We start from the raw sequence: 23970 nt of genomic DNA, 5'->3' as shown, positions 1-23970 counted from the left end.
CGTGATTAAGTTCGCAAGCCTTCGCCGCGGATCGGCCTTTACACTTGCGTCATTCGGTCGCGGTCGATCATCGGTAACCCCCGCGACTCCGGCGCGACGCGCCCTTCGACATGGAGACAGACAATGCAGGTTGCAACTTGGGAAAATCCCGTCGGCACAGACGGCTTCGAGTTCATCGAATACACCGCGCCCGATCCGAAGGCGCTCGGCAAGCTTTTCGAGCAGATGGGCTTTACCGCGGTTGCGCGGCATCGTCATAAGGATGTGACGCTATACCGGCAGGGCGAAATCAACTTCATCGTCAACGGTGAGCCGGATTCGTTCGCGCAGCGCTTTGCGCGCTTGCACGGTCCGTCGATCTGCGCGATCGCTTTCCGCGTCCAGGATGCGGGGAAGGCCTACCGGCAGGCGGTCGAAAAAGGCGCGTGGGGCTTCGACAATAGAACCGGCCCCATGGAACTGAACATTCCCGCGATCAAAGGCATTGGCGATTCGCTGATCTATTTCGTCGACCGCTGGCGCGGCAAGAACGGCGCAGCGCCGGGCAGCGTGGGCGATATCGATATTTACGACGTCGACTTCGAGCCGATTCCGGGCGCGAATCCCAACCCCGTTGGTCACGGCCTCACGTACATCGACCACCTCACGCACAATGTGCACCGTGGCCGCATGCAGGAATGGGCTGAGTTCTACGAACGCCTGTTCAACTTCCGCGAAGTGCGTTACTTCGACATCGAAGGCAAGGTGACGGGCGTGAAGTCCAAAGCGATGACGTCGCCGTGCGGCAAGATCCGCATTCCCATCAACGAGGAAGGTTCGGAAACGTCCGGTCAGATCCAGGAATACCTGGACGCGTACCACGGCGAAGGTATTCAGCACATTGCGCTTGGCAGCAACGACATTTACCGCACGGTCGACGGTCTGCGTGCGGCGAACATCTCGCTGCTCGACACGATCGACACGTATTACGAACTGGTCGACCGCCGCGTGCCGAATCACGGTGAGCCGCTCGACGAACTGCGCAAGCGCAAAATCCTGATCGACGGCGCGCCGGACGACCTGCTGCTGCAAATTTTCACCGAGAACCAGATCGGCCCGATCTTCTTCGAGATCATCCAGCGCAAGGGCAATCAGGGTTTCGGCGAGGGCAACTTCAAGGCGCTGTTCGAATCCATCGAACTGGATCAGATCCGCCGCGGCGTGGTGCAGGACAAAGCGTGAATTCCTGACGCCGACGGCCGTAACCCGGAATAAGCACCGATAAAACGACAAGGGCGAGGATCGTATGATCCTCGCCCTTGTCGTTTGCGCCGCTGCTCGACTTCGAGCGACGGCGGGTTAGCCAGTGATACGCCGCATTGGCAGCGCGTCAGGAATTCTGGTCTTCCTTGTCAGATTTGCTCTCGCGCGCGATCCGATTGATGGCGATGCGCGCAGGCGCAACGAGCGCCGTACGGCTAATCACGCTTGACGGCGCCCCCGCGCCCGCATTCGAGCGAACCGGCGCACTGATTGCGAAAAATGCGGCCGAAACCATCAGGAAGGTCTGGATATTTCTAGTGTTCATGCGTACTCCTTTTCTAACTGCCCTGTTGTCCTGAAGCGCCACAACATGCAGCGCGTTATACAGACATTGCTCACAGGTGCGCTGTTAGACAGACATGTCCGCTGCGGTTCCGCGAAATTGTAGCTTTTACAGCTTGTTACACCGATGGCCTCGAGCGTCACGCGAAGTTTGCACAAGCGGGCGCGATAGCATGAAGTGCGGCACGGCGATCAGATCGCACGTTTCCGGCATGGTGCGGCGGGTTTTTACCAGTGCTACCATCACTTAAAACACGTCAATATGGCGACCCCGGCCATACGCATTCACAAGATGCCGCGGCCCATAAGTTTTGGCGATCCCAAACTGGGTGGAGGAGTACACATAATGAATGCCCCGCTAGACGCAGGTCAGCGAGCCTCGCTCGAAGCCGCTCTATCTTCCGTCACGCTCGACGACAAATACACCCTCGAACGCGGCCGCGCGTACATGAGCGGCATCCAGGCGCTGGTGCGTCTGCCGATGCTGCAGCAGGAACGCGACCGCGCCGCCGGACTCAATACGGCCGGCTTCATCTCCGGCTACCGTGGATCGCCGCTCGGCGGGCTCGACCGATCTCTGTGGAAGGCGAAACAGCATCTCGCCTCACATCAGGTTGTGTTCCAGCCCGGCGTCAACGAAGACCTCGCGGCAACCGCCGTCTGGGGTTCGCAGCAGGTCAATCTCTACCCCAGCGCCAAATACGACGGCGTCTTTTCGATGTGGTACGGCAAAGGCCCGGGCGTCGACCGTTCGGGTGACGTCTTCAAGCACGGCAACTCGGCGGGATCGTCGCGGCACGGCGGTGTGCTGGTGCTCGCCGGCGATGATCACGCGGCCAAATCTTCCACGCTCGCGCATCAGTCGGAACACATCTTCAAGGCCTGCGGCCTGCCGGTGCTGTTCCCGTCGAACGTTCAGGAATACCTGGACTTCGGCCTGCATGGCTGGGCGATGAGCCGCTACTCCGGTCTGTGGGTTGCGATGAAGTGCGTGACCGACGTCGTCGAGTCGTCGGCTTCGGTCGACATAGATCCGCACCGCACGCAGATCGTTCTGCCAGACGACTTCGCAATGCCCGAGGGCGGCCTCAACATCCGCTGGCCGGATCCGCCGCTCGTGCAGGAAGCGCGTCTGCTCGACTACAAGTGGTACGCGGCGCTCGCCTACGTGCGCGCAAACAAACTGGACCGCGTCGAAATTGATTCGCCGCATGCGCGCTTTGGCATCATGACCGGCGGCAAGGCTTATCTGGATGTGCGTCAAGCGCTGACCGACCTCGGTCTCGACGACGAAACGTGCTCGCGCATTGGCATACGCCTCTACAAAGTCGGTTGCGTGTGGCCGCTCGAAGCGCAAGGCGCGCAAGCCTTTGCTCGCGGCCTCGATGAAATCCTCGTGGTCGAGGAGAAGCGCCAGATTCTCGAATACGCGATCAAGGAAGAGCTCTACAACTGGCCCGACGCGCAGCGTCCGCGTGTGTTCGGCAAGTTCGACGAGAAAGACGGCGCGGGCGGCGAATGGTCCGTGCCGATGGGCAACTGGCTGCTGCCGGCGCATTACGAGCTATCGCCGGCAATCATCGCCAAGGCGATCGCCACGCGGCTCGACAAGTTCGACCTGCCCTCCGACGTCCGCGCCCGCATTGCCGCGCGCATCGCCGTGATCGAAGCGAAGGAAAAGGCGCTCGCGCGCCCACGTGTCGAAGTGGAGCGCAAGCCGTGGTTCTGCTCTGGCTGCCCGCACAACACGTCGACCAATGTGCCGGAAGGCTCGCGCGCAATGGCCGGCATCGGCTGCCACTACATGACGGTGTGGATGGACCGCAGCACGACCACCTTCAGTCAGATGGGCGGCGAAGGCGTCGCGTGGATCGGCCAGGCGCCATTCACGAACGACAAGCACGTGTTCGCCAATCTCGGCGACGGAACCTATTTCCACTCGGGCCTGCTGGCGATTCGCGCGGCGATCGCGTCGAAAGCGAACATCACTTACAAGCTGCTCTATAACGACGCCGTAGCGATGACGGGTGGTCAACCGGTCGACGGCGTGCTGACCGTGCCGCAGATCACGCATCAGCTGGCGGCCGAAGGCGCGACGAAAATCGCGATCGTGACCGACGAGCCCGAAAAGTACTCGGGGAACGTGGGCCTTGCGCCGGGCATCGACATCCACCATCGAGACCAGCTCGACGAAGTGCAGCGCCAGCTGCGCGAGATTCCGGGCACCACGATTCTGATCTACGACCAGACCTGCGCAACCGAGAAACGCCGGCGCAGGAAACGCGGCGCGTATCCGGACCCGGCACGCCGCGTCGTGATCAACGAAGCGGTGTGCGAAGGTTGCGGTGACTGCTCGGTGAAGTCGAACTGCCTGTCGGTCGAGCCGCTCGACACCGAATATGGCACGAAGCGCCAGATCAACCAGTCCACGTGCAACAAGGACTTCTCCTGCGTGAACGGCTTTTGTCCGAGCTTCGTGTCCGTCGAAGGCGGTCAGTTGCGTAAGCCGAAAGCCGCGTCGGGCATTGTCGCTGACGCTATGCCGCCAGTGCCGGAGCCCGAACTCCCGTCGATCGCACGGCCGTACGGCGTGCTCGTGACGGGCGTGGGCGGCACGGGCGTCGTGACAATCGGCGCACTTCTCGGCATGGCCGCGCATCTGGAGAACAAGGGCGTCACGGTGCTCGACGTCACCGGCCTCGCGCAGAAAGGCGGCGCCGTGATGAGCCACGTGCAGATCGCGAACAACCCCGCCGACATCCACGCCACGCGAATTGCAATGGGCGAAGCGAGTCTCGTGATCGGTTGCGATGCCATCGTCACCGCCAGCGACGAATGCGTATCGCGGATGCAAGCCGGCCGAACCCGCGTCGTGCTGAACAGCGCGCACACGCCGACCGCCGAACTCATCAAGAATCCGAACTGGCGCTTTCCGGGCAGCAGCACTGAAGCCGACGTTCGCGCGGGCGCGGGCGACGAATGCGTCGATACCGTCGACGCCAATCACTTTGCAGTGGCCTTGCTCGGCGACGCGATCTACACGAATCCGTTCGTACTCGGCTATGCATGGCAACGTGGCTGGGTGCCGTTGACCTATCAGTCGCTAATGCGCGCAATCGAACTGAACAATGTGCAGGTCGAGAAAAACCGCGCGGCATTCGAATGGGGCCGTCGCGCGGCGCACGATCCGGTGGCCGTGCGCAAGTTCGCCCAATCGCAAGGCCAGGCGGACACGGCTGACACGCCAAGCGGCAAGATTATTTCGCTGCACACGCCGAAGGCGCTCGACACGCTGATCGACAAACGCGCGGCTTACCTTGCGGCATGGCAAAACGACGCGTACGCCGACCGTTACCGCGCGCTGGTATCGCAGGTGCGGGTGGCCGAGTCGGCGCTCGATTCGATCGACGGCCAGTTGCCTCTCACCGAAACAGTCGCTAAGAATCTGCACAAGCTGATGGCCTACAAGGACGAGTACGAGGTCGCGCGCCTGTACAGCGATCCTGCGTTCATCGAAAAACTGAAAGCGGGCTTCGAAGGTGACTGGAAGCTGCACATTCACCTCGCGCCGCCGATGTTCTCCAGGAAGGACGCCCAAGGTCACCTGATCAAGAAGAAGTACGGCCCTTGGGTGTTCAGCGCAATGCACGTGCTGGCGAAGTTCAAGTTCCTGCGGGGCACCGCGCTCGACGTGTTCGGCAAGACTGAAGAGCGTCGCACCGAGCGCGCGCTGATCGGCGAGTACGAAGCATTGGTGCGGGAATTGATCGGTGGGCTGACCGTGCAGAACCGCGAACTGGCGGTGGAACTCGCGAATCTGCCGGACGGCATCCGCGGCTTCGGGCACATCAAGGAAAACAACCTGAAGGGTGTGCGCGTGAAGTGGAACGAGTTGCTGACTCGCTGGCGCTCGCCGCAAGCCGGAACGACGCAGCACGCGGCTTGATCATCGCATTGACCGCGGCAGCCGCCGCGGTCGCGCTGCACGCATAAAAAAACGCCACGGAATCTCTTTCCGTGGCGTTTTTATTTTCGCGGCGCTAGTCACCCACACGCTCGCGAAAAGTGAGCGCCCCAACGGGCGCCGCTTCGCTTACTTGCTGTTCACCGACTTGCGCGCGTTTGCCGAAGCCACCGCCGTCATGTTGATGATCCGACGCACCGTTGCAGCCGGCGTCAGCACATGCACCGGCTTTTCAGCGCCCAGCAGGAACGGGCCGACCGTCACGCCATCGCCGCCGACCATCTTCAGCAGGTTGTACGCAATGTTCGCCGCTTCCACGTTCGGCATGATCAGCAGGTTGGCTTCGCCCGAGAGCGTCGTGCCAGGGAACGCGGCCTTGCGGACCATTTCCGACAGCGCCGCGTCGCCGTGCATCTCGCCGTCGATTTCGAGCGTCGGCGCACGTTCCGCGATCAGCTTGCGAGCCGCGGCCATGCGTTGCGACGACGAAGACGGCGCGCTGCCGAAGTTCGAGTTCGACAGCAGCGCGACCTTCGGCGTGATGCCGAACTTCTCGATTTCGCGCGAAGCCAGCATGGTCATATCGGTGAGTTGCTCGGCCGTGGGCGTTTCGTTCACATACGTATCGCAGATGAACAGATTCCGGCCCGGCAGCATCAGCAGGTTCATGGCCGCGAAGTTCTGCACGTTATCCGCCTTGCCCAGCACCTGTTCGATGAACTTCAGATGCGTGTGGTACTGGCCGATCATCCCGCAGATCATGCCGTCGGCTCCGCCGAGGCGCACGAGGATCGCGCCGATCAGCGTATTGAACTTGCGCATCGCGGCTTTCGCGACGTCCGGCGTCACGCCTTCGCGCGCGCCCAGTTCGTGGTACGCCTGCCAGCATTGCTGATAGCGCGGATCGTCTTCCGGATCGACGATCTCGAAGTCTTCGCCGCACTTGAGCTTCGAGCCCATCTTCTTCAGACGCATCTCAATCACCGATGGACGGCCAACCAGAATCGGCCTGGCGATCTTTTCCAGCAGCACGAATTGCGCGGCGCGCAGCACGCGCTCGTCCTCACCTTCGGCGAACACGATGCGAGCCGGCTCCGACTTGGCCGCCGCAAACACCGGACGCATCACCATGCCCGTGCGATAAACCGTGGTGCCGAGTTCTTCGCGATATGCGTCCATGTCCTTGATCGGACGGGTCGCGACGCCCGAATCCATTGCCGCTTGCGCGACGGCCGGCGCGATCTTGATGATCAGACGCGGATCGAACGGCTTGGGAATCAGATACTCGGGACCGAATTCGAGCGAGTGGCCTTCGTACGCCTTTGCGACTTCATCGCCCTGATCGGTTTCTTCGGCGAGTTCGGCAATCGCGCGCACGCACGCGAGCTTCATTTCTTCCGTGATCGTGGTCGCGCCCACGTCGAGCGCGCCGCGGAAAATGAACGGGAAGCACAGCACGTTGTTGACCTGATTCGGATAGTCCGAACGGCCCGTCGCGATGATGCAGTCCGGACGCACTTTCTTCGCCTCTTCCGGGCGGATTTCCGGCTCCGGATTGGCCAGCGCGAGAATCAGCGGCTGCGTGCCCATTTCGACGACCATTTCCGGCTTCAGCACGCCCGCGCTCGAGCAGCCGAGGAACACGTCGGCGCCGCGACTCGCGTCAGCCAGCGTGCGTGCCTCGGTGTTCGCCGCATAACGTTCCTTCGACGGATCAAGATTGCCACGGCCTTCGTAGATCACGCCCTTCGAGTCGACAACCAGAATGTTCTGCTTCGACAAACCGAGGTTCACCAGCAGATCCAGACACGCGATCGCCGCGGCGCCCGCACCGGAGCAAACCAGTTTCACTTCGTCGAGCTTTTTGCCGACTACCTTCAGGCCGTTCAGAATCGCCGCCGACGCGATGATCGCCGTGCCGTGCTGATCGTCGTGGAAGACCGGAATCTTCATGCGCTCACGCAGCTTCTTCTCGATGTAGAAGCACTCGGGCGCCTTGATGTCTTCCAGGTTGATGCCGCCGAGCGTCGGCTCGAGCATTGCGATGGCTTCCACCAGCTTGTCCGGATCGGACTCGGCGAGTTCGATATCGAACACGTCAATGCCGGCGAACTTCTTGAAGAGGCAGCCCTTGCCTTCCATCACCGGCTTCGCGGCGAGCGGACCGATGTTGCCGAGACCGAGCACGGCCGTGCCGTTCGTGATCACACCGACCAGGTTGCCACGCGAGGTGTACTTCTGCGCGTCGAGCGGCTCGTCGTAGATCGCCATACAGGCCGCGGCCACGCCCGGCGAGTACGCGAGCGACAGGTCGAGCTGATTCGATAGCGGCTTGGTCGGCGTGACCGAAATCTTGCCGGGCTTCGGGTTCTGGTGATATGCGAGGGCGCTTTGCTTCAGTTGTTCGTCCATTTTTTGCCTGCGAGACGTAAGAAATTTGGGCCGGCACACCGCAACGTTGGCGTCGCTTGGATCTATCGAATGGATAATCGACCGAGGCGATTTTCGCGTGCGCCGGTTAGGCGCGGCGTCGGTCCTCGGTGGAGGGCTGGACGGTGCGGAGTGCTACGCGGGTCGGTTAGTGTACACCGCGCAGGAGTCGATGCACTGACTGGTTAACACTGCTCGCCATCGGCGAAACACCCCGCCAGTCTTGCTGCGGCGCCGCATACGCGCAGGCTCCGCGGCAGGCTCATTCAAGCTCGGCGCCGCGCCGTTCGGGGATCAGGAAGAGCGTTGCCAGCACGTCGAGCAGATAGATCGACGCGAGCGACAGCAGCGCCGCGCCAAACGAATAGCGCGCGGCCAGCGCGCCCACCGCCACAGGCCCAAAGCCGCCCACCGCCCGGCCGATATTGAAGAGCACGTTCTGCGCGGTCGCACGCGCATCGGTGGGATAAAGCTCGGAGATCAACGCGCCGTAGCCGCCAATCATTCCGTTGACAAACACGCCCATCGCCGCGCCGCCGATCAGCAGCGCCGCCGGCGTAGCGAGATGCGCGTAGACGAAAACCATTACGACGGCGCCCACCTGATAGAACAGAAACGCCGGCTTGCGACCGAAACGGTCGGCGGCGATGCCGAACAGCCAGATGCCGCACGCCATGCCGACGACCGTGGCCGCCGTCCAGACTCCCGATTTCGTCAGCGAATAGCCAAAGGTTTTCGACAGGTAGCTCGGCAGCCAGATCATCAGCCCGTAGTAGCCGAAGTTCTGCACCGAGCACAGGATCGCCACACCGAGGCTCGCGCGCGCCGTGCGTGCGTCGGCTATCAGCAGTTTCAGCGGTAGCTTGCGCATACCGCGCGCGACGCGCTCGGTGAAGAGCGCGGGCTCCTCGACGCGCCGCCGCACGAAGAACGACACCACGGCAGGCAGTAGCCCCAGCGCGAACATGCCGCGCCAGCCGATGAGCGGCAACAGAAGCGGCGTCAGCAACGCGGCCGCCAGTACGCCCAGTTGCCACCCGAGGCCCACATACGACGACACTCGCGCGCGCTGCGACGCCGGCCACGCTTCGGCCACGAGTGTCATGCCGATGCCGAACTCCCCGCCAAGCCCGATACCCGCAATGGTCCGGTAAGCGAGGAGATCGGTATAGCCTTGCGCGAGCGCACACAGACCGGTGAAAACCGCGAACACCAGGATGGTCCACGTGAGCATGCGCACACGGCCAAAATAGTCGCTCAGCACGCCGAAGATCAAACCGCCAGCTACCGCGCCGATCAACGTCCACGTGACGAGTGAGCCGGCCTGTGCAGAACTGAGATGAAGGTCCGCGGCGATCACCGGCAGCATGAAACCGAGGATCAGCAGATCGAAGCCGTCCATCGCATAGCCGAGCACCGATGCAATCAACGCACGGGCGGCGTAACCGTTCCGGGCGGTAGAGGGACTGTCGGCGGCGGAGGAAGCGGGCGTCATGGGAAGCAATCCGTAGTTCGTTGGGAGGGCGGCGGCGGCCGGCGCCCGAGAAATTCGCGTGAGTGTAAAGGCGGGCAAAGCCGCTCACAAGCTAGCCAAAAAGCCGATCGTCAAGCACGAGATCATGCCGCGACGTCAGGCGAAAGCCGCGCCAAGCCTTGCCGCCCAACGCCTGCCGGGCGCTTCCAGCGCAGCAGCGGCTGCTGCGGTTCACGGCGGCCGCGCGCGACAGCCTCCTCGGAAGGGTCCGTTTCGGGTAAAATGTCGGCCTACGCGCGCAGCAAAAACCGGCCGGCATCCACTGGCCGGCTGCATATTCCGCCCAGTACGGCGCGGCATATCCCGCTTGCTGCGCCACCGGGCTTAGCGCCCGCTTCTCCCGCTCATACCCAAGGATCCGCCCATGACAGGCTTCGATCGCCAGACGATCTCCGACACCACCGCCAAGATGCTGCTTGAAGTACAGGCAGTGCACTTCAACGCGGAGAAACCGTACATTTTCACGTCCGGCTGGGCGAGCCCGGTTTATATCGATTGCCGCAAGCTCATTTCCTACCCGCGCGTTCGCCGCGGCCTGATGGAAATGGCGGAAAGCACCATTCTGCGCGACGTGGGTTACGAGCAGATCGACGCGGTGGCGGGCGGGGAAACCGCCGGCATTCCGTTCGCGGCATGGCTGTCCGACCGCCTGATGGTGCCGATGCAATATGTGCGTAAGAAGCCGAAGGGCTTTGGCCGCAATGCGCAAATCGAAGGTCTGTTGACCGAAGGTCAGCGTGTGCTGCTCGTCGAAGACCTGACTACCGACAGCCGCAGCAAGATCAACTTCATCAACGCGCTGCGCACCGCGGGCGCGACGGTGAATCACTGCTTCGTGCTGTTCCACTACAACATCTTCAAAGAAAGCGTCTCAGTGCTGAAAGACATCGACGTCGATCTGCACGCGCTGGCTACGTGGTGGGACGTGCTGCGCGTCGCCAAGGAAAACAAGTACTTCGACACGAAGACGCTCGACGAAGTCGAAAAATTCCTGCACGCGCCGGCTGAATGGTCGGCAGCGCACGGCGGCGCAACGTCGACGCCCCAGTAAGCGTCACTGCGAAACACCGCACGAACAAAAAGGCCGCCTGTTTTGCACAGGCGGCCTTTTATCTTTTTGCGGCGAAAAATAGCTGCGAACAGTTAAGTCGGGTTGCCGTTATTTTCCACCGAATGCGACGACAGATTCAGCAAGCCGTTGCTTTGCGCGTACTGGAACAACTCCGAATCGCGGTCAATGCCGAGCTTGCGCATCGCCGTGTTCTTCTGTGTGCTGATCGTCTTGATGCTGCGATTCAGCTGTTCGGATATTTCCTTGATGGTCATTCCCGAGACGAAGAGTCGCACGACTTCCAGCTCGCGCCTCGATAACATCACCTCGTCGCTCTTGCCGCCGGCATTCATGCGAAGCGCGTCGAGCGACGCCTTGACCGACGGGCTCATGTATTCGAGGTTGCGGGCCACGTGCTGCACAGCGAGCCCGATGTGGCTCAGGTCGTCCGACTTGTTCACAACCGACGTCACGCCGAGCTCTCGCAAGCGTTGCAGCAGCGCGGCGTTCTCCAGCATCGTCAGTACGACGATGGGAACCTTGGCAAAGTTGCGCCGCAGGTAGCCGATCAACGGCAAACCGTCGCCGAACTGGCCGCCCGGCATTGCGAGGTCGGTCACGAGCACGTCGCACTCAACCGTTTGCAGCACTTTGATCAGTTCCGTCGACTGCCGCGCACGCGCGACCACTTGCATTCCGGGAAACTTGAGCAAAGCCTGTTCTGCGCCGAATAGGATTACTGGATGATCGTCGGCGATGACGACCTTGACTACGTCTTGCATTGCCCGTACCTCGACAGGAAAACCCCTCTCCAAAACTTCAGACATTCTTTTTATTCTTAATGTTTAACGCTACCGAATAGGAACACGGGCCAGTGCACGCGAAAATTCTTCCGACTATAGCCCATTTTTAGGCCCGCAATCCGGTTGGGCACAACAATGATGCATCGTAGAGCTAATGTTAGACTTGATTCGACCTTAGGGCACAAAATAGGGACAATAATCCGCGCGAGACAACCGCCTCGCGCCCTCGCAGCAACCTTGTGCTGCATAGGATCTGAGTAAGCGCTTTGCAGGAGGTCGACTAGGTGCTGAAGCTCCGATCTCACCTTAAGGCGCCACTCTGGTCGACACAGGAGAACCGGCACATGCGCTTGCGTTGCCTGGTTGTTTCGTACGCTTCACCGTTTCGTCGCACGCCGTTCTTTGTCTGCGCCACGCTGGGCCTCGCGCTCTGGCTTGCGCAGCAGCCACGCGCTTTCGCCCAGGGCGCGTTCTCGCTAACAAGTGCCAGCTTCCGGGCCGGCGGCACGTTCGCTATTCCGCAGGTTTTCGATCAGGGCGACTGCAAGGGCGGTAACCGCTCACCGCAATTGACCTGGCGTGACGCGCCGCCCGGAACACGCGGTTTTGCCATCACCATGTCCGATCCCGATGCCCCTGGCCGCGGTTGGTGGCATTGGGCCGTCGCGGGTATCCCGGCGACTGTCGTGAGCCTGCCCGAGAACGCGAGCGCTTCCGGCTTTCTCAGGAAACTCGGCGCGGTGGAAGCCCGCAACGACTTCGACACGGACGGCTATGGCGGCCCCTGCCCGCCGCCCGGCAAACCACACCGCTACGTGATTACGGTGTATGCATTGAACACCGCCGACTTGCGCCTCGCGCAAGGCCGACCGGCGCTGATGTTCGATCACGAGATCGGCACGGCCACGCTCGGCAGCGCCAGGATGGTGGTCAACTACGGTCGATAGTGCGGCACGCGTCTAAGCTGTCCGCGCCGCTCCGGACGCTGATTGGCGCACGGCTTGCATGCGCAAACGTCGTCGCGCGTAGGTTCTGCGATCCGCGAACGTTTATGTGCTGTGAGGCTGCACACCTTGGTGTCACCGGCGCTGCATCGGGTCGCCAACGCATCGGCATCGTGCGTCGTTCAATTCCTCTTCTTTGCTTGGAGCGTCTCATGTCGAAGATCGTCATCGTTTATCACAGCGGCTACGGCCACACGAAGAAAGTCGCCGAGTCGGTGCTCGCCGGCACGCGGGAGGCGGGCGCAGACGCGAAGCTCCTGCCGGTCGGCGACATCGACGAAGCCGCGTGGGCCGAACTCGCCGCCGCTGACGCGATCATCTTCGGCGCGCCGACGTACATGGGCGGACCGTCCGCCGACTTCAAGAGGTTCGCCGACGCGAGCTCGAAGCCGTGGTTCGGCCAAACCTGGAAGGACAAGATCGCGGCCGGCTTTACCAACTCGGCGACGATGAACGGCGACAAGTTCCTGACCATCCAGTACTTCGTCACGCTCGCGATGCAGCACGGCATGATCTGGGTGGGTACCGGTCTGATGCCGTCCAACACCAAGGCCGCGACCCGCAACGACCTGAATTACGTCGGCGGTTCGACTGGCGTGCTCACGCAGTCTCCGGCCGATGCGTCGCCGGAAGAGGCGCCGCCTGAAGGTGACCTCGAGACGGCGCGCCTGTTTGGCGCACGCGTGGCACAGGTGACGGCCCGCTGGATATCCGCCGCTGGCTAATACTCCGCGTTGACTCCGCGTTAACTCCGCGTTAAGTCCCGTTAGCCGGTCCGTCGAGCGGCACCGGCTCCCTCCGCCTCGCCTCGGTCACGCCGCTGTCACCTTGCGCGAGCATCGTCGTTTTCTGCTGTTTTTGCGCCCTTTTCCAGCGCCTGCGCACGCGCACGGCGATGAGGTCTTAAAATGGCGTTTTCGCGCGGCCTCGCGCGCCGTTTCCAGAGAAGCCAGTGAGATCGAGATGAGCACGAAAGTTTTTGTCGACGGACAGGAAGGCACGACCGGCCTGAAGATTTTTGAATACCTGTCGCAGCGCGCCGACGTGGAGATTCTGCGTATCGACGAAGCGAAGCGCAAAGATCTCGAAGAGCGCCGCCGTCTCATCAATGCGTCGGACGTTACGTTTTTGTGCCTGCCCGACGCTGCGTCCCGTGAATCGGCTTCACTCGTTGAGAACGAGCGCACGGTTCTGATCGATGCCAGCACCGCGTTCCGCACCTCCGCAGACTGGGCTTACGGGCTGCCGGAACTTGCCCGTTCGCAGCGCGAGCGCCTGCGCACGGCCAAACGTATCGCCGTGCCCGGCTGTCACGCATCGGCTTTCGTGCTGGCCATGCGCCCGCTCGTCGAAGCAGGCGTGGTCGCGCCCGAGTTCGACGCGCACGCTTATTCAATCACCGGCTACAGCGGCGGCGGCAAGAAAATGATTGCCGACTACGAAGCCGGCGGTAACGCGAAGCTCAAGAGCCCGCGTCCTTACGCGCTTGGCCTCACGCACAAGCATCTGCCGGAAATGGCCGCGCACACGGGGCTCTCGTCGGCGCCGGTGTTCACGCCGATCGTCGGCGACTTTTACAAGGGCCTCGCGGTCACCACCTACTTCTCGCCGCGCCAGCTGGCGAAGAAGACCACGCCGCAACAGGTGCAGGCACATCTCGCCGAGTACTACGCCGGCGAAGCGTTCGTGCGCGTCGCGCCGTTCGACACCGAAGCGAACCTCGACAGCGGTTTCTTCGACGTACAGGCGAACAACGACACGAACCGCGTGGACCTGTTCGTGTTTGGCACGGCGGAGCGCTTCGTGACCGTGGCCCGCCTCGACAACCTCGGAAAAGGCGCTTCCGGCGCGGCGATTCAGTGCATGAACCTGGCAATCGGCGCGCCAGAGGAAAGCGGTTTGAAACGCTAACAAGGTTTTAAATACAGCATCGATTTGATGTTTGTCAGCTTTGCGAAAGCCGGTCTTTAAAGACCGGCTTTTTTGTTTTAAACCAACCCGCAGAAACATTATTTACAGTTATTCACAATTAGCTCGTATTCCTTGAAATCCCAAAATCGCGAGCCTCTCCATTTTTTCAGGTAACTCTTCCCCGGCCGCCACTCGATCAGCATACTTTTCCGCATAGGGAAACTCCGGATTTTTTGTCGAACGATCGTTCGAAGATCATAGAGCCATTTTGCTCCGAGGCTTACCTGGCAAGGGTGTGCCGCCGAACAACGGGTCGCCCTTTCGCGTCGAATTCATGTTTTTGTTTAAAAGCGCCGCTTGCGCCCGCCCACTGGGTGCATGGCCAAAATGCCGTTGTTTGAATCGGCCTTTTTAGACGGCTCATTCAATTGACAGGCGTTAATCCCGCAGCGAAATTAGCTCGCACAAATACATGAAGGGAGACAACAGCATGGCGGACGCCATTATTCGAGGCCTGGCAATGGCTATTGCCACGACTCCTTTTCTTATCGCTTGCGGCGGCGGCAAATCCGATAATCCCGGCCCGATCAATTCGCCGCAATGCTCAGGTTCCAGTTGCGGCGTGCAAGGCCCGCCTGCTTCGAACGGCACTGCGGCGGCGCTCTGTCCGGCCACTGCGGACATCGTCAAAAGCACGTTCCTCGGCGGGGCCGGCAGCGGCGAGGTGGTGCAGGTCAATATCGACGCCACTGCGATGACCTACACGCTGAAGTGGCTCGAGTCGCCGATTCCGCTGCGCACCGGCACGGTCACGCCCACGCGCGCCGGCACGCAGATCGCCGGCGCGGTGATTCACCCGCGCACCGGCACGCTGCCGACCGCCGAGCAAACGCGCTGCGCGTTCATCCTCGGCGCGGGCACCGGCACCGCGGCCGGAGACGGCCAGCCGTACACGACGCCAGGCTTCGCCAACAATCCCAATCCGCCGATGATCTTCGTCGGCCAAGGCGTGGCGGGCGGCGGCATTCCGGGCGCGACGGTCCAGTTCGACGGATTGTCGATTCCGCTCGTCGGCTCGGGCATCGGCGCGGTGCCGAACCGGCATTTCGACTTTTACCCGTTCCTCGGCTTCGCGAGCACGACCACCGACATCACGAGACTGCCGGGCACCTACAACGGCCTGCTGTACCACTTGGCGCCGTCGGGCAACTACTCGACGGTCGCGACCAACACCGTCGAAACGTTCGACGCAAGCGGCACCTGCACGAGCAGCAACACGGCCAACCCGAATTACTCGCCCAACGCCGGCGGCTGCCTGACCACCGGCAACCCGTTGACGCTCAACAGCAACGGCTACTTCGACAGCCAGCAGGCGCCGCAAATCGTGCAGCAGTTCCGGCTTCCGGTGGTCGGCGCGACCGGCAAGTCGGGGACCGCGCACATGATTCTCGGCCAGGTGAACGGCGCAACCGTGCCGCTCGTCGTGCGCACCGGCTACATCAACCTGGGCACGGCGCCGCTTCATCTCGACGCCAAGGTCGACGACGAATCCGGTATCGCGATGCTCACCGCGGCGACGCCGCTCGCATCCGGCGGCTTCGACGGCGGCTACGTCGGCGCGGATTCGAACTTCAAGTACACGGCGACGCTGGTCCAGGGCGCGGTCGGCACGTTCATCAACCCGAGCACTTCGGCGGCCGAAAGCGGCTTCGGTCTCGGCTACGGATTGGCAAGCCCCGGACTCGTCGGCGTGCAGGACACCAACGGCAAGAGCGGCCTCGCGATCGCCTCGGGAGGTCTGTACGCAATCGAGATCCAGGGCGCGGAGAACAACGGCATCGCGTCGACGTCGGCCAACGCGGACACGCCCAGCACGCCGTACTTCGGCATCGGAGCGCAAATCAGCAAGTAGCGGGTGAAGCAAACGCAGTTCGCATGACGAGACATAAAAGAGCAAGCGGTGGCTGGACTGGGAGCCGGCCACCTACAACGAAAAAATTATGGAGGCGGTATGAAATGGAGATTCCTGTCAGTGCTCGCGCTTGCGGCACCTTTACTGGCGGCATGCGGCGGTGGTGGCGGCGGCGACGGACCGATGACAGAAGTTCGACTGTGCCCCGCGTCGCTCGATTACAGCACGGTGTACACGGGCGGTGGCGGTGACGGCGAACTGGTCAAACTTCAACTCGACACCGCAAAGATGACGTGGCAGGTGACCTACGTTGAATCTCCGATTCCCGCGACCACCGGCACCGTCGTCCCAACGCGTGCGGGCCAGGTGGCGAGCGGCACACTGACCCAGGAAACGCTGCTGCCGACCAACAAGCTCAACCAGTGCGCGTTCCGCCTGAACGGCGCAAGCCTCGATCCGAACCGGCCGGCACGGATCTTCGTCGGCGAGGGCGTTGCGGGCGGCACCATCCCCGGTGCGGAAATCTCATTCGGCGGCATTCTCGGCGTCGGCGCCGTGCCGGACACCAAGTTCCCCTACTACCCGTTCATCGGATTTTCGTCGATCGAAACCGACCTTGCGAAGGTGGCCGGCACCTACAACCAGCTCGGCTACCACCAGGTGCCGTCGCAAAATTTCGCGCCCGTCGCCGTGGATACGAAGATCACGATCAACGCCGACGGAACGTGGACCGAGTGCGACAACTCGGGCGTCAACGCGGGCAAATGCCAGCAGCCGGGCAGTAACTTCACGCCGGCCGCCGACGGCAGCGGCGCGTTCCAGACCAACAACTTCCAGGGACAGGCGAAGCCTACGCTCGCCACCACGCCGAAAGCTCGCGGCTACATGATCGTCGGCAAGCTGCGCAACCAGGTGGTGCCGATTCTCGTGCGCACCGGCGCGGCGAACTCGTCCGTCACGGTGCCGCAAAACGGCGCGCTTGGACCGTACGCGGACGACGAATCGGGCATCTCGATTCTCTCGCCGCAGAGCCCGATAACGGTCAACTCGCAAAACGGCGAGTACATCGGCGTGGACAGCCAGTTCGACTATCGCACGACCGCACTGGCAGGCACTCAGGCGACGCTGCTCGATCCGTTCAACGCGTCGCAGCCCTCGCTTGCTACCGCGCTGAATCTCGACTTCACGCAAACAGTGCCGGGCGTGGTCACGACGACGCGTGTCGGCGCATCAACGGGCAATACGGCGACCGGAAAGATGATTTTCACGGGCGGCGTATTCGGCTACCTGGATCTCACCAACGCGACCTCGCCGTACTTCACGATCGGCGCCTTCGTTCAGTAACGGGCGCGCCCCGCGCCGTCAGCACGCAATGAGGCCTTCGCGCCCAGGTCGCCGCCCGCTCTTGCAGCGCGGCGGCCCCGGGGGCGGTGGCGATCCTGCGCGCCGGCCTCGCGGCTGCCGCCAACGCCCGCCGCGCGCACCTCGCGCCCGACGAGCGCCCAAGGAGGAGCAACAACATGAAAAAAATCTATCTCGCGGTGCTGGTCGCGTGTTTGTCCGCCAGTGCGCACGCACAACATGCGGGCGACAACGTCGCCGCGCTCGGCTGGTTCCACGTCATGCCGCAGGATTCGAGCACGCCGCTGACGACCCATGTCGCGCCCACGCCAATCAACACGCCGTTGAGCTTGCCGAGTTCATTCACCTCACAAGGCACGAGTCTGTCGACGAGCAATGCCGACACGGTCGGTCTTGTGTTCAGCCATTATCTGACGGACCACATTGCCGTGACGACGGTGGCGGGCGTGCCGCCGGTGTTCAAGATCTACGGGCACGGCACGATCAAGCCGCCGGGGCCGGCCGGCGCGCTCGGCCAGCAGGACATCGGCGATCCGCAGGTGAATCCGATCGTAAAGAGCGTGCGCCAGTGGAGCCCGGCGCTGCTCTTCCAGTACTACTTCAATGCGCCGACGGCCAAGTTCAGGCCGTTTGTGGGCGTCGGCGTGTCGTACAACTGGTTCTCGGACATTCAGCTGAGCCCGAACTTCGTGCAATCGACGCAGGAGAACCTCGGCGCCATCCTCGCCGCGGGCGCGGGCAAGCCGGGCAAAACACAGGTGTCGGCGAAGGCTTCGTCCTCGTGGGCGCCGGTGTTCAACGCGGGGCTCGCGTACAACATCACGGAACATTGGGGCCTGGTGGCCTCCGTGACTTACATTCCGCTGAAGACGACGTCGTCGGTCATCATCAAGGCGGCGGACGGCACGGAACTGGGCGTATCGAAAGCGGAGCTGAAGGCCGATCCGATCATCTCCTTCCTCGCGGTCTCGTATAAGTTCTGAACCGGGCGACGCGCGACAAAGCCGGCTGACTCCGCGTGGAGAAGCCGGCTTTTTTGCTTGCGGGACAGAGTAAATTCGAGGCAAAAAAAAGCCCGCCTAAGTTGGCGGGCTGAATCCATATCAGAGGAGACATGGAGGAGACAAGACAAACTATAGCAAATGGTTTGGTGCGACGCAACATCAAAATAAGGGTTGTCCCCTCTTGTTGCGGTTTCGCCACATGTGCTTGCGGAGGATCGGCCGCAGGGTCGCCTTCAGTGCCGCACTAACGCCATCATCGCGCCAAAGCCGACAAAAACGCCGCCCGTCAGGCGATTGAATATGCGCGCGACACTGCGGCTCTTCAGACGGCTGCCGATGCGCGTGCCGAATCCGGCGTAGACGAAATACCAGCTGACCTCGATAACGGCGAACGTCGCCACCAGAATGCCAAACTGCGGCAGCTTGGGCAGCGAGGCCTCGATGAATTGCGGGAGCAGCGCTGCGGCGAACAGAATCGCCTTCGGATTGCTGCTGGCCACCAGAAAACCGTTGCGAAACAGCGCGAAAGGCGAGCGAGCCGGTTTTGCGGCCAGCTCATCGGCCGGCGTAGCAGCCTCGGTCGCGGCCGTTTCGTCAGCGGGCGCGCGCCACGCCTTGATACCCAGATACACCAGGTACGCCGCGCCGATCAAACGGAGCGCGTTGAAGAGAGCCGGCCACGCTTCGAGAAACACGCCGAGCCCCGCCGCCGACACCGCCAGCATCAGCACCAGCGCCGACAGACAGCCCGCCATGGTAGCGCCCGTACGGCGCAGGCCGTGTCTCGCGCCGTGCGTCATGACGAGCAGCATGTTCGGGCCGGGAATGGCGCACACGACAAAGACAGTGGCGGCAAACAGCCACCAGGTATGCAAACTCATGACATCACCGGGAAAAGGTTGGGCAGCTATTATGCACGTGAAGCGCCGCCGCCCGCGCGCGCCGCATTCGTCAACGGCCGGCCCGGCGGGCCGCCACCTGGCCCAGCACCGCGAAGTCTTTCTCGCCGTCGCCATGCGCGACCGCCTCCAGCAGGCTGTCCCGGACGACGCTCGCGATCGGCAGCGGCGTCGTGACTGCGTCGGCGGCAGCAAGTGCAAGCCGCAGATCTTTCAGCCCCAGACGCGCCTTGAAGAGCGCCGGCTCGTAGCTCTGTTCCGCGATCATCTTGCCGTAGCCCGCGTAAACCGGTCCGGGGAAAATTCCGCTCGTGATGACGTCGAGAAAATCCTGGATCGCGAGGCCATGTCCCGACACCAGCGCGGCAGCTTCACCCAGCGTCTCAACAGCCGCGCCGAGCATGAAGTTCGCGGCAAGCTTGATGACATTCGCCTGTTGCGGCAGCGAACCGATGCGCCAGGTCTTTTGCCCGATCGCGTCGAAAACGGGCTGCACGCGGTCGATCGACTCCGCAGGCCCTCCGGCCACGATCGTCAGCTTGCCGGCGGTGGCCACGTCCGGCCGACCCAGCACCGGTGCGGCAACGTAATTGACGCCGCGCGATGCATGCGCGGTCGCGAGTTCTTCGGCGAGCGCAACTGAGATCGTCGCCATGTTCACGTGAATCAGGCCACGCGGCGCATGCTCCAGCAGCGATGCCGTCACGACCTCGCGCAACGCTGCATCGTCGGCGAGCATTGAAAACACGGCGTCGCCGGCGAATGCTTCGGCGGGCGTCGCGACGATTCGCGCGCCTGCGGCTGCGAGAGGCTGCGCACGTTCCGGCGAGCGGTTCCATACACGTACCTGATGCCCTGCTTTCAGGATGTTTGCAACCATCGCTGCGCCCATCTCGCCGAGACCGATAAAACCGATGTCCATCTGAAGCTCCGTCTTCTAAAGAACTGGAAGTAAAGCACACCCGTGGGACATATGCAGGAAAACGACGCAACGGCGGGACGCAACCGGGCATGCCATTGCGGCGCGCAATGGCGCACGGTGCGATACTGCTGCGATGGTCACCGCGACTTTCCGCTTCTACGAGGAGCTGAACGATTTTCTCGCCCGGCCGCTGCGCCGGCGAGCGTTCGCTTACGCATGCGCGCGCGACGCCACTACGAAACACGCGATCGAAGCGCTCGGCGTGCCGCACACCGAAGTAGAACTGATCCTGGTGAATGGCGAGTCGGTGGGTTTCAATCATCCTGTCACCGAAGGCGACCGCGTTGCCGTCTATCCGAAATTCGAAGCGCTCGACATCCGGCCGCTGCTGCGTGTGCGCGAACGTCCGCTGCGCGTGGTGCGCTTCATCGCCGACGCACATCTTGGCGGCCTTGCGCCGCTGCTGCGGCTGGCGGGATTCGATACGCTCTACGACAACCACTATCCCGACGCCGATATCGAAGCACTCGCCGCCGCCGAAAACCGTATCGTTCTCACCCGCGACCGCGAGCTACTGAAACGCCGCTCGATCACGCATGGCTGCTACGTCCGCACGCTCCGGCCGCGCGAGCAATTGCGCGAAGTGTTCGAACGGCTGGATCTGGCGGGCAGCGCACAGCCGTTCCGTCTATGTCTGATGTGCAACGCGCCGCTGCGGCGCATTGCACGTGACGAAGTCGGCGACCGCGCGCCCGACGGCGTGCTGCAGCGGCATAACCAGTTTGTCACTTGCGATGTGTGCCGCCGCGTGTTCTGGGAAGGCACGCACTGGCAAAGAATGCGCGCGCTGATGGACAGCATGGCGGCGGCGCCGCTCGACTCCGACGCGCGTGATGCCGGTGCGTCCGCCGCCTCGCCTTGACGCGCAACGCCGTTCGCTCGCGCGACGCAACGCAACGCGCGGTGCGTACAATGCGGGATTACCTATCTGGCAGAGGCCTGACGTATGGCGATGAAAAAGACCGACCTTGAAAAGAACAAGGCACTCAAGCTGAACAATGCAATGAAGCAGTCCACTGCCGAACGCTTCGGCAAGGCTTCGGCTGCGGAGCCGAAACTGGATCGCCGGGAGCAGCGCAAACTGGATCAGGCGCAAGGTCTTGTCGCGTTCGCATGCAAGCTGAACGGCGATCTGGTTGCCGAGCTCAAAGAGCGCGCCGCGACACATCCTGAAGGCATGACTGGACTGCTGAACGAAGTGATCAAACGCGGCCTCGCGGGCTAAACACCGCTAAGGCGTATGCGCGGCGCGGCATGCGTGCGCTCAACGAAGATCGCTGCGAATCGCTGAGACCCGTGACGAACGCGACCGGAATACAAAAGGCCAGAGCAGGAGCTCTGGCCTTTTTGCTTGCGACGCCTGCATCGAACCCGCATGGCATCCGCCGAACGCGCGGCGCGTGCAGCAGGCGAAGCGGCTCGCCTGGCGAAGGGGCGCCTGCTTAGTTCTGCGTGCCCTTGTCGTTCGTGCCCGCTGCCGACGCTGCTGCAGCAACCGGAGCGCGCTTGCCGTGCGTCTTCAGCTTCTTCACGTGATGCTTCTTCGGTGCGCTAGCTGCAGCGGCCGGAGCGGCTGCGTCCGATGCTTGTGCGAAAGCTTGAACCGAGACCAGCGCGATCGATGCTGCTGCGAGCGAGACGATAACTTTTTTCATGTGTTGTTCCCCAAACCTCAACGACTGAGTCAATGTGAATGAAATAGCTGCGCGGTGAAGCAGGCAGCGCTGCAGGCGCCGTACCGCTTCCCGCGGGAGAGTATTACCTGGCGTAGGCGGTTTGTCATGCGCAAAACGGGATATGTATTTTCCGGGAGACAGCTGGCTTTCGAGCCGCTTTCACTCACAAATGCCCGATACCAGGGACATCACCTAGGTCTCGCTACACCAGATTGCGCAGCAGGCTCGCGGTTTCGAGCAGCGTCGGCAGAACGCGGTGCAGCGCGGCGTTCGCCGACTCCTGACCGATCGGCATGCTCACGCTAATCGCCGCGACGACCGTGCCATGCCGGTCGCGCAACGGCACTGCGACGCCGCGCACACCGAGTTCCAGTTGCTGGTCGGTGACTACATAGCCGTTGCGCCGAATCTCGCCGAGCACTTCGCGAAGCCGCTCGATCGTGGAGTATGTGTGCGGCGTGAACACCTTGATCGGATACGACGCCAGCCATTGTTCAATGTTCTCCGGCGCCTGGAACGCCAGCAACACCAATCCCGCCGACGATAACGGCGCCGGCGCGCGCGAGCCGAGCACGAAGCCGACCGCCATCGCCCGGTTCACACCGTTACGGGCGACGTAGACAACGTCGTGCTCGTCGAGAATTGCGACGAGCGCCGTCTCCTGAAGCGTCGCCGTAATGCGTTGAAGGAACGGCTGCACCGTGCGCGGCAAGCGCGCAGAGTCGAGATAGGACTGCCCTAGCCGCAACACGCGTGGCGCGAGCCAGAAGAGCTTGCCGTCTGTGTCGACGTAGCCGAGTTCGCGCAGCGTCAGCAAATAGCGGCGCGCCGCCGTGCGCGACAAACCGGCGCGTCCGGCCACCGCGGTCGGCGTCATGCGGGCGTGCTCTTCGTCGAATGCCTCAATGATCGCGAGCGCTTTAGCGGCGCCGGCGATCCAGTCTTTGTCGTCCATCAGGTTGCCTGGGATTCGGGCTGCGAGCGAAGGCCCTGCTGGCGGCTCTTTGCTGCTTACGCCGCTGGCGCGGCTCGTCGCGTGATTGTGCCCGAAGCCGCCACAGTCTTGCGCGACTACCGCGCGCGGGGGCGTTGGATCAGGCGATGGTTAGGCTTGCGGTCAAATGAACAGGCAAATGAACAGGCGCCTTTCGAGCAGTCGGAACGCGCGATAACACGATGGAGAAGGCGTCCGGCTGAGCGCCGTCAAGCGGCGCGTGGATGCCCGTACATGTGCCTGGCGTCGCCGGTGGGCGGGAACACGCACCAGCAGCCGTCGTCGTGACGGAAGAAGAAAAGTCCGCGCGAGCCGGATTCCGCCGATGTCTCCACGCGCACGTAGCGCCGGCCGCCGACACGCGTACGGCTGAATTCGGTGACGTGCACGGCCGCACAAGGCGCCGGCGCGAGCCATTTCTCGACGAGAAAACGCAACGACTGTTCGCTCGCGGCTCTCATGATCCGCTCCGGGCAGGCTTGTTCTCGCGGACGTCACGGGACGTGTCGGCGCTTTCGTCGCCTTCGTCGCGTTCGTGACTTTCGCCCAGGCCCCCGTCGCGCTCGGCCGATGCAAGCGCGATATCCCGGTTCGTGGCCGCCGCCCGCAACGTGCTGCAATGGGCAGCATGCCTGATATCCGATAGAAGACGGACCAACTGTCGTGCTGTTCTGCGTTTCATCCGGCACCCCCGCACTGCACCAAGAACTTCAGAAACCACTTTAACTCTATGCCCGGATAGGGCATTTACCAACCTGTTTTGACTAAATAGCAACGGTCGCGCTGCAGAAAAGAGACACGCAATCTTCGTTCCGTCTGCCTCAATTTGCGCGCGACTGTGTGTGCGATCTGTACGCTCG

Annotated in this window: 20 protein-coding genes; 11 read left to right on the top strand and 9 right to left on the bottom strand. The window is 62.6% G+C overall.

The genetic code is table 11. From position 1 onward, the window contains the following. Nucleotides 1-123: 123 nt before the first annotated feature. Nucleotides 124-1221 carry a 4-hydroxyphenylpyruvate dioxygenase gene (gene hppD / locus JMY24_RS21870; RefSeq protein WP_128585323.1) on the top strand — a complete coding sequence of 366 codons (1098 nt, stop codon included), beginning with the start codon at nt 124-126 and terminating at the stop codon, nt 1219-1221. Nucleotides 1222-1369: 148 nt separating this feature from the next. Here hppD and JMY24_RS21865 read toward each other — a convergent pair whose 3' ends face one another. After that, complete coding sequence (locus tag JMY24_RS21865; protein WP_201702880.1) at nt 1370-1567, bottom strand: hypothetical protein; 198 nt, start codon at nt 1565-1567, stop codon at nt 1370-1372. 363 nt (nt 1568-1930) lie between these two features. Here JMY24_RS21865 and JMY24_RS21860 point away from each other — a divergent pair, with 363 nt between their 5' ends. After that, the gene (locus JMY24_RS21860; protein WP_128595952.1) at nt 1931-5530 is read left to right on the top strand and encodes an indolepyruvate ferredoxin oxidoreductase family protein; all 3600 of its coding nucleotides are present in this window, start codon (nt 1931-1933) and stop codon (nt 5528-5530) included. 147 nt (nt 5531-5677) lie between these two features. Here the strand turns inward: JMY24_RS21860 and JMY24_RS21855 are convergent, their stop codons facing one another. After that, on the bottom strand, nt 5678-7960 hold the full coding sequence (locus JMY24_RS21855; RefSeq protein ID WP_128595953.1) for an NADP-dependent malic enzyme: 2283 nt from the start codon (nt 7958-7960) through the stop codon (nt 5678-5680). A gap of 280 nt (nt 7961-8240) precedes the next feature. After that, nucleotides 8241-9473, bottom strand: coding sequence for an MFS transporter (locus JMY24_RS21850; RefSeq protein WP_128595954.1), 1233 nt, complete (start codon nt 9471-9473; stop codon nt 8241-8243). 403 nt (nt 9474-9876) lie between these two features. On the opposite strand from JMY24_RS21850, the gene JMY24_RS21845 reads away from it, so the two are divergent. Next, nucleotides 9877-10563, top strand: coding sequence for an orotate phosphoribosyltransferase (locus tag JMY24_RS21845; protein ID WP_128585320.1), 687 nt, complete (start codon nt 9877-9879; stop codon nt 10561-10563). Between the two features lie 92 nt (nt 10564-10655). Here JMY24_RS21845 and JMY24_RS21840 read toward each other — a convergent pair whose 3' ends face one another. After that, a complete protein-coding gene (locus JMY24_RS21840) occupies nt 10656-11345 on the bottom strand; it encodes a response regulator (RefSeq protein ID WP_128585319.1) in 690 nt (229 codons plus the stop codon). A 365-nt stretch (nt 11346-11710) separates the two neighbouring features. Between JMY24_RS21840 and JMY24_RS21835 the strand changes: the two genes are divergently transcribed. From JMY24_RS21835 to JMY24_RS21810, 6 genes are all read left to right on the top strand, one after another. Next, the gene (locus tag JMY24_RS21835; RefSeq protein ID WP_128585318.1) at nt 11711-12313 is read left to right on the top strand and encodes a YbhB/YbcL family Raf kinase inhibitor-like protein; all 603 of its coding nucleotides are present in this window, start codon (nt 11711-11713) and stop codon (nt 12311-12313) included. Nucleotides 12314-12522: 209 nt separating this feature from the next. After that, nucleotides 12523-13095: a flavodoxin family protein gene (locus JMY24_RS21830; protein ID WP_128595955.1), complete on the top strand. Its 573-nt coding sequence runs from the start codon at nt 12523-12525 to the stop codon at nt 13093-13095. A gap of 238 nt (nt 13096-13333) precedes the next feature. Further along, nucleotides 13334-14281, top strand: coding sequence for an N-acetyl-gamma-glutamyl-phosphate reductase (gene argC / locus JMY24_RS21825; RefSeq protein ID WP_201702879.1), 948 nt, complete (start codon nt 13334-13336; stop codon nt 14279-14281). Between the two features lie 490 nt (nt 14282-14771). After that, nucleotides 14772-16193, top strand: a complete 1422-nt coding sequence (locus JMY24_RS21820) for a DUF2957 domain-containing protein (protein WP_201702878.1) — start codon at nt 14772-14774, stop codon at nt 16191-16193. A 99-nt stretch (nt 16194-16292) separates the two neighbouring features. Continuing rightward, complete coding sequence (locus JMY24_RS21815; RefSeq protein ID WP_128595957.1) at nt 16293-17537, top strand: DUF2957 domain-containing protein; 1245 nt, start codon at nt 16293-16295, stop codon at nt 17535-17537. 176 nt (nt 17538-17713) lie between these two features. After that, nucleotides 17714-18538, top strand: coding sequence for an OmpW/AlkL family protein (locus JMY24_RS21810; RefSeq protein WP_128595958.1), 825 nt, complete (start codon nt 17714-17716; stop codon nt 18536-18538). A 254-nt stretch (nt 18539-18792) separates the two neighbouring features. On the opposite strand, the gene JMY24_RS21805 is transcribed toward JMY24_RS21810, so the two are convergent. Further along, the gene (locus JMY24_RS21805; protein ID WP_128588717.1) at nt 18793-19440 is read right to left on the bottom strand and encodes a LysE family translocator; all 648 of its coding nucleotides are present in this window, start codon (nt 19438-19440) and stop codon (nt 18793-18795) included. Between the two features lie 70 nt (nt 19441-19510). After that, on the bottom strand, nt 19511-20380 hold the full coding sequence (locus tag JMY24_RS21800; RefSeq protein ID WP_201702877.1) for an NAD(P)-dependent oxidoreductase: 870 nt from the start codon (nt 20378-20380) through the stop codon (nt 19511-19513). A gap of 133 nt (nt 20381-20513) precedes the next feature. Between JMY24_RS21800 and JMY24_RS21795 the strand changes: the two genes are divergently transcribed. Both JMY24_RS21795 and JMY24_RS21790 read left to right on the top strand, forming a co-directional pair. Further along, nucleotides 20514-21302 carry a Mut7-C RNAse domain-containing protein gene (locus JMY24_RS21795; protein ID WP_128588719.1) on the top strand — a complete coding sequence of 263 codons (789 nt, stop codon included), beginning with the start codon at nt 20514-20516 and terminating at the stop codon, nt 21300-21302. A gap of 84 nt (nt 21303-21386) precedes the next feature. Continuing rightward, nucleotides 21387-21665 carry a hypothetical protein gene (locus tag JMY24_RS21790; protein ID WP_020070816.1) on the top strand — a complete coding sequence of 93 codons (279 nt, stop codon included), beginning with the start codon at nt 21387-21389 and terminating at the stop codon, nt 21663-21665. Between the two features lie 217 nt (nt 21666-21882). Here JMY24_RS21790 and JMY24_RS21785 read toward each other — a convergent pair whose 3' ends face one another. The 3 genes from JMY24_RS21785 to JMY24_RS21775 form a co-directional block, all read right to left on the bottom strand. Further along, the gene (locus JMY24_RS21785) at nt 21883-22095 is read right to left on the bottom strand and encodes a hypothetical protein (RefSeq protein WP_020070814.1); all 213 of its coding nucleotides are present in this window, start codon (nt 22093-22095) and stop codon (nt 21883-21885) included. Nucleotides 22096-22318: 223 nt separating this feature from the next. Next, nucleotides 22319-23071 carry an IclR family transcriptional regulator domain-containing protein gene (locus JMY24_RS21780; protein WP_020070813.1) on the bottom strand — a complete coding sequence of 251 codons (753 nt, stop codon included), beginning with the start codon at nt 23069-23071 and terminating at the stop codon, nt 22319-22321. Nucleotides 23072-23319: 248 nt separating this feature from the next. Then, entirely contained in the window at nt 23320-23571 is a 252-nt protein-coding gene (locus JMY24_RS21775; RefSeq protein ID WP_128595960.1) for a hypothetical protein, read from the bottom strand. Nucleotides 23572-23970: the final 399 nt, after the last annotated feature.

Origin of the sequence: Paraburkholderia kirstenboschensis, assembly GCF_904848585.1 — a bacterium.
Lineage (GTDB): Bacteria > Pseudomonadota > Gammaproteobacteria > Burkholderiales > Burkholderiaceae > Paraburkholderia > Paraburkholderia kirstenboschensis.
Note: the sequence above shows the minus strand (reverse complement) of the source record. Positions and strands in the feature narration are given on the sequence as shown.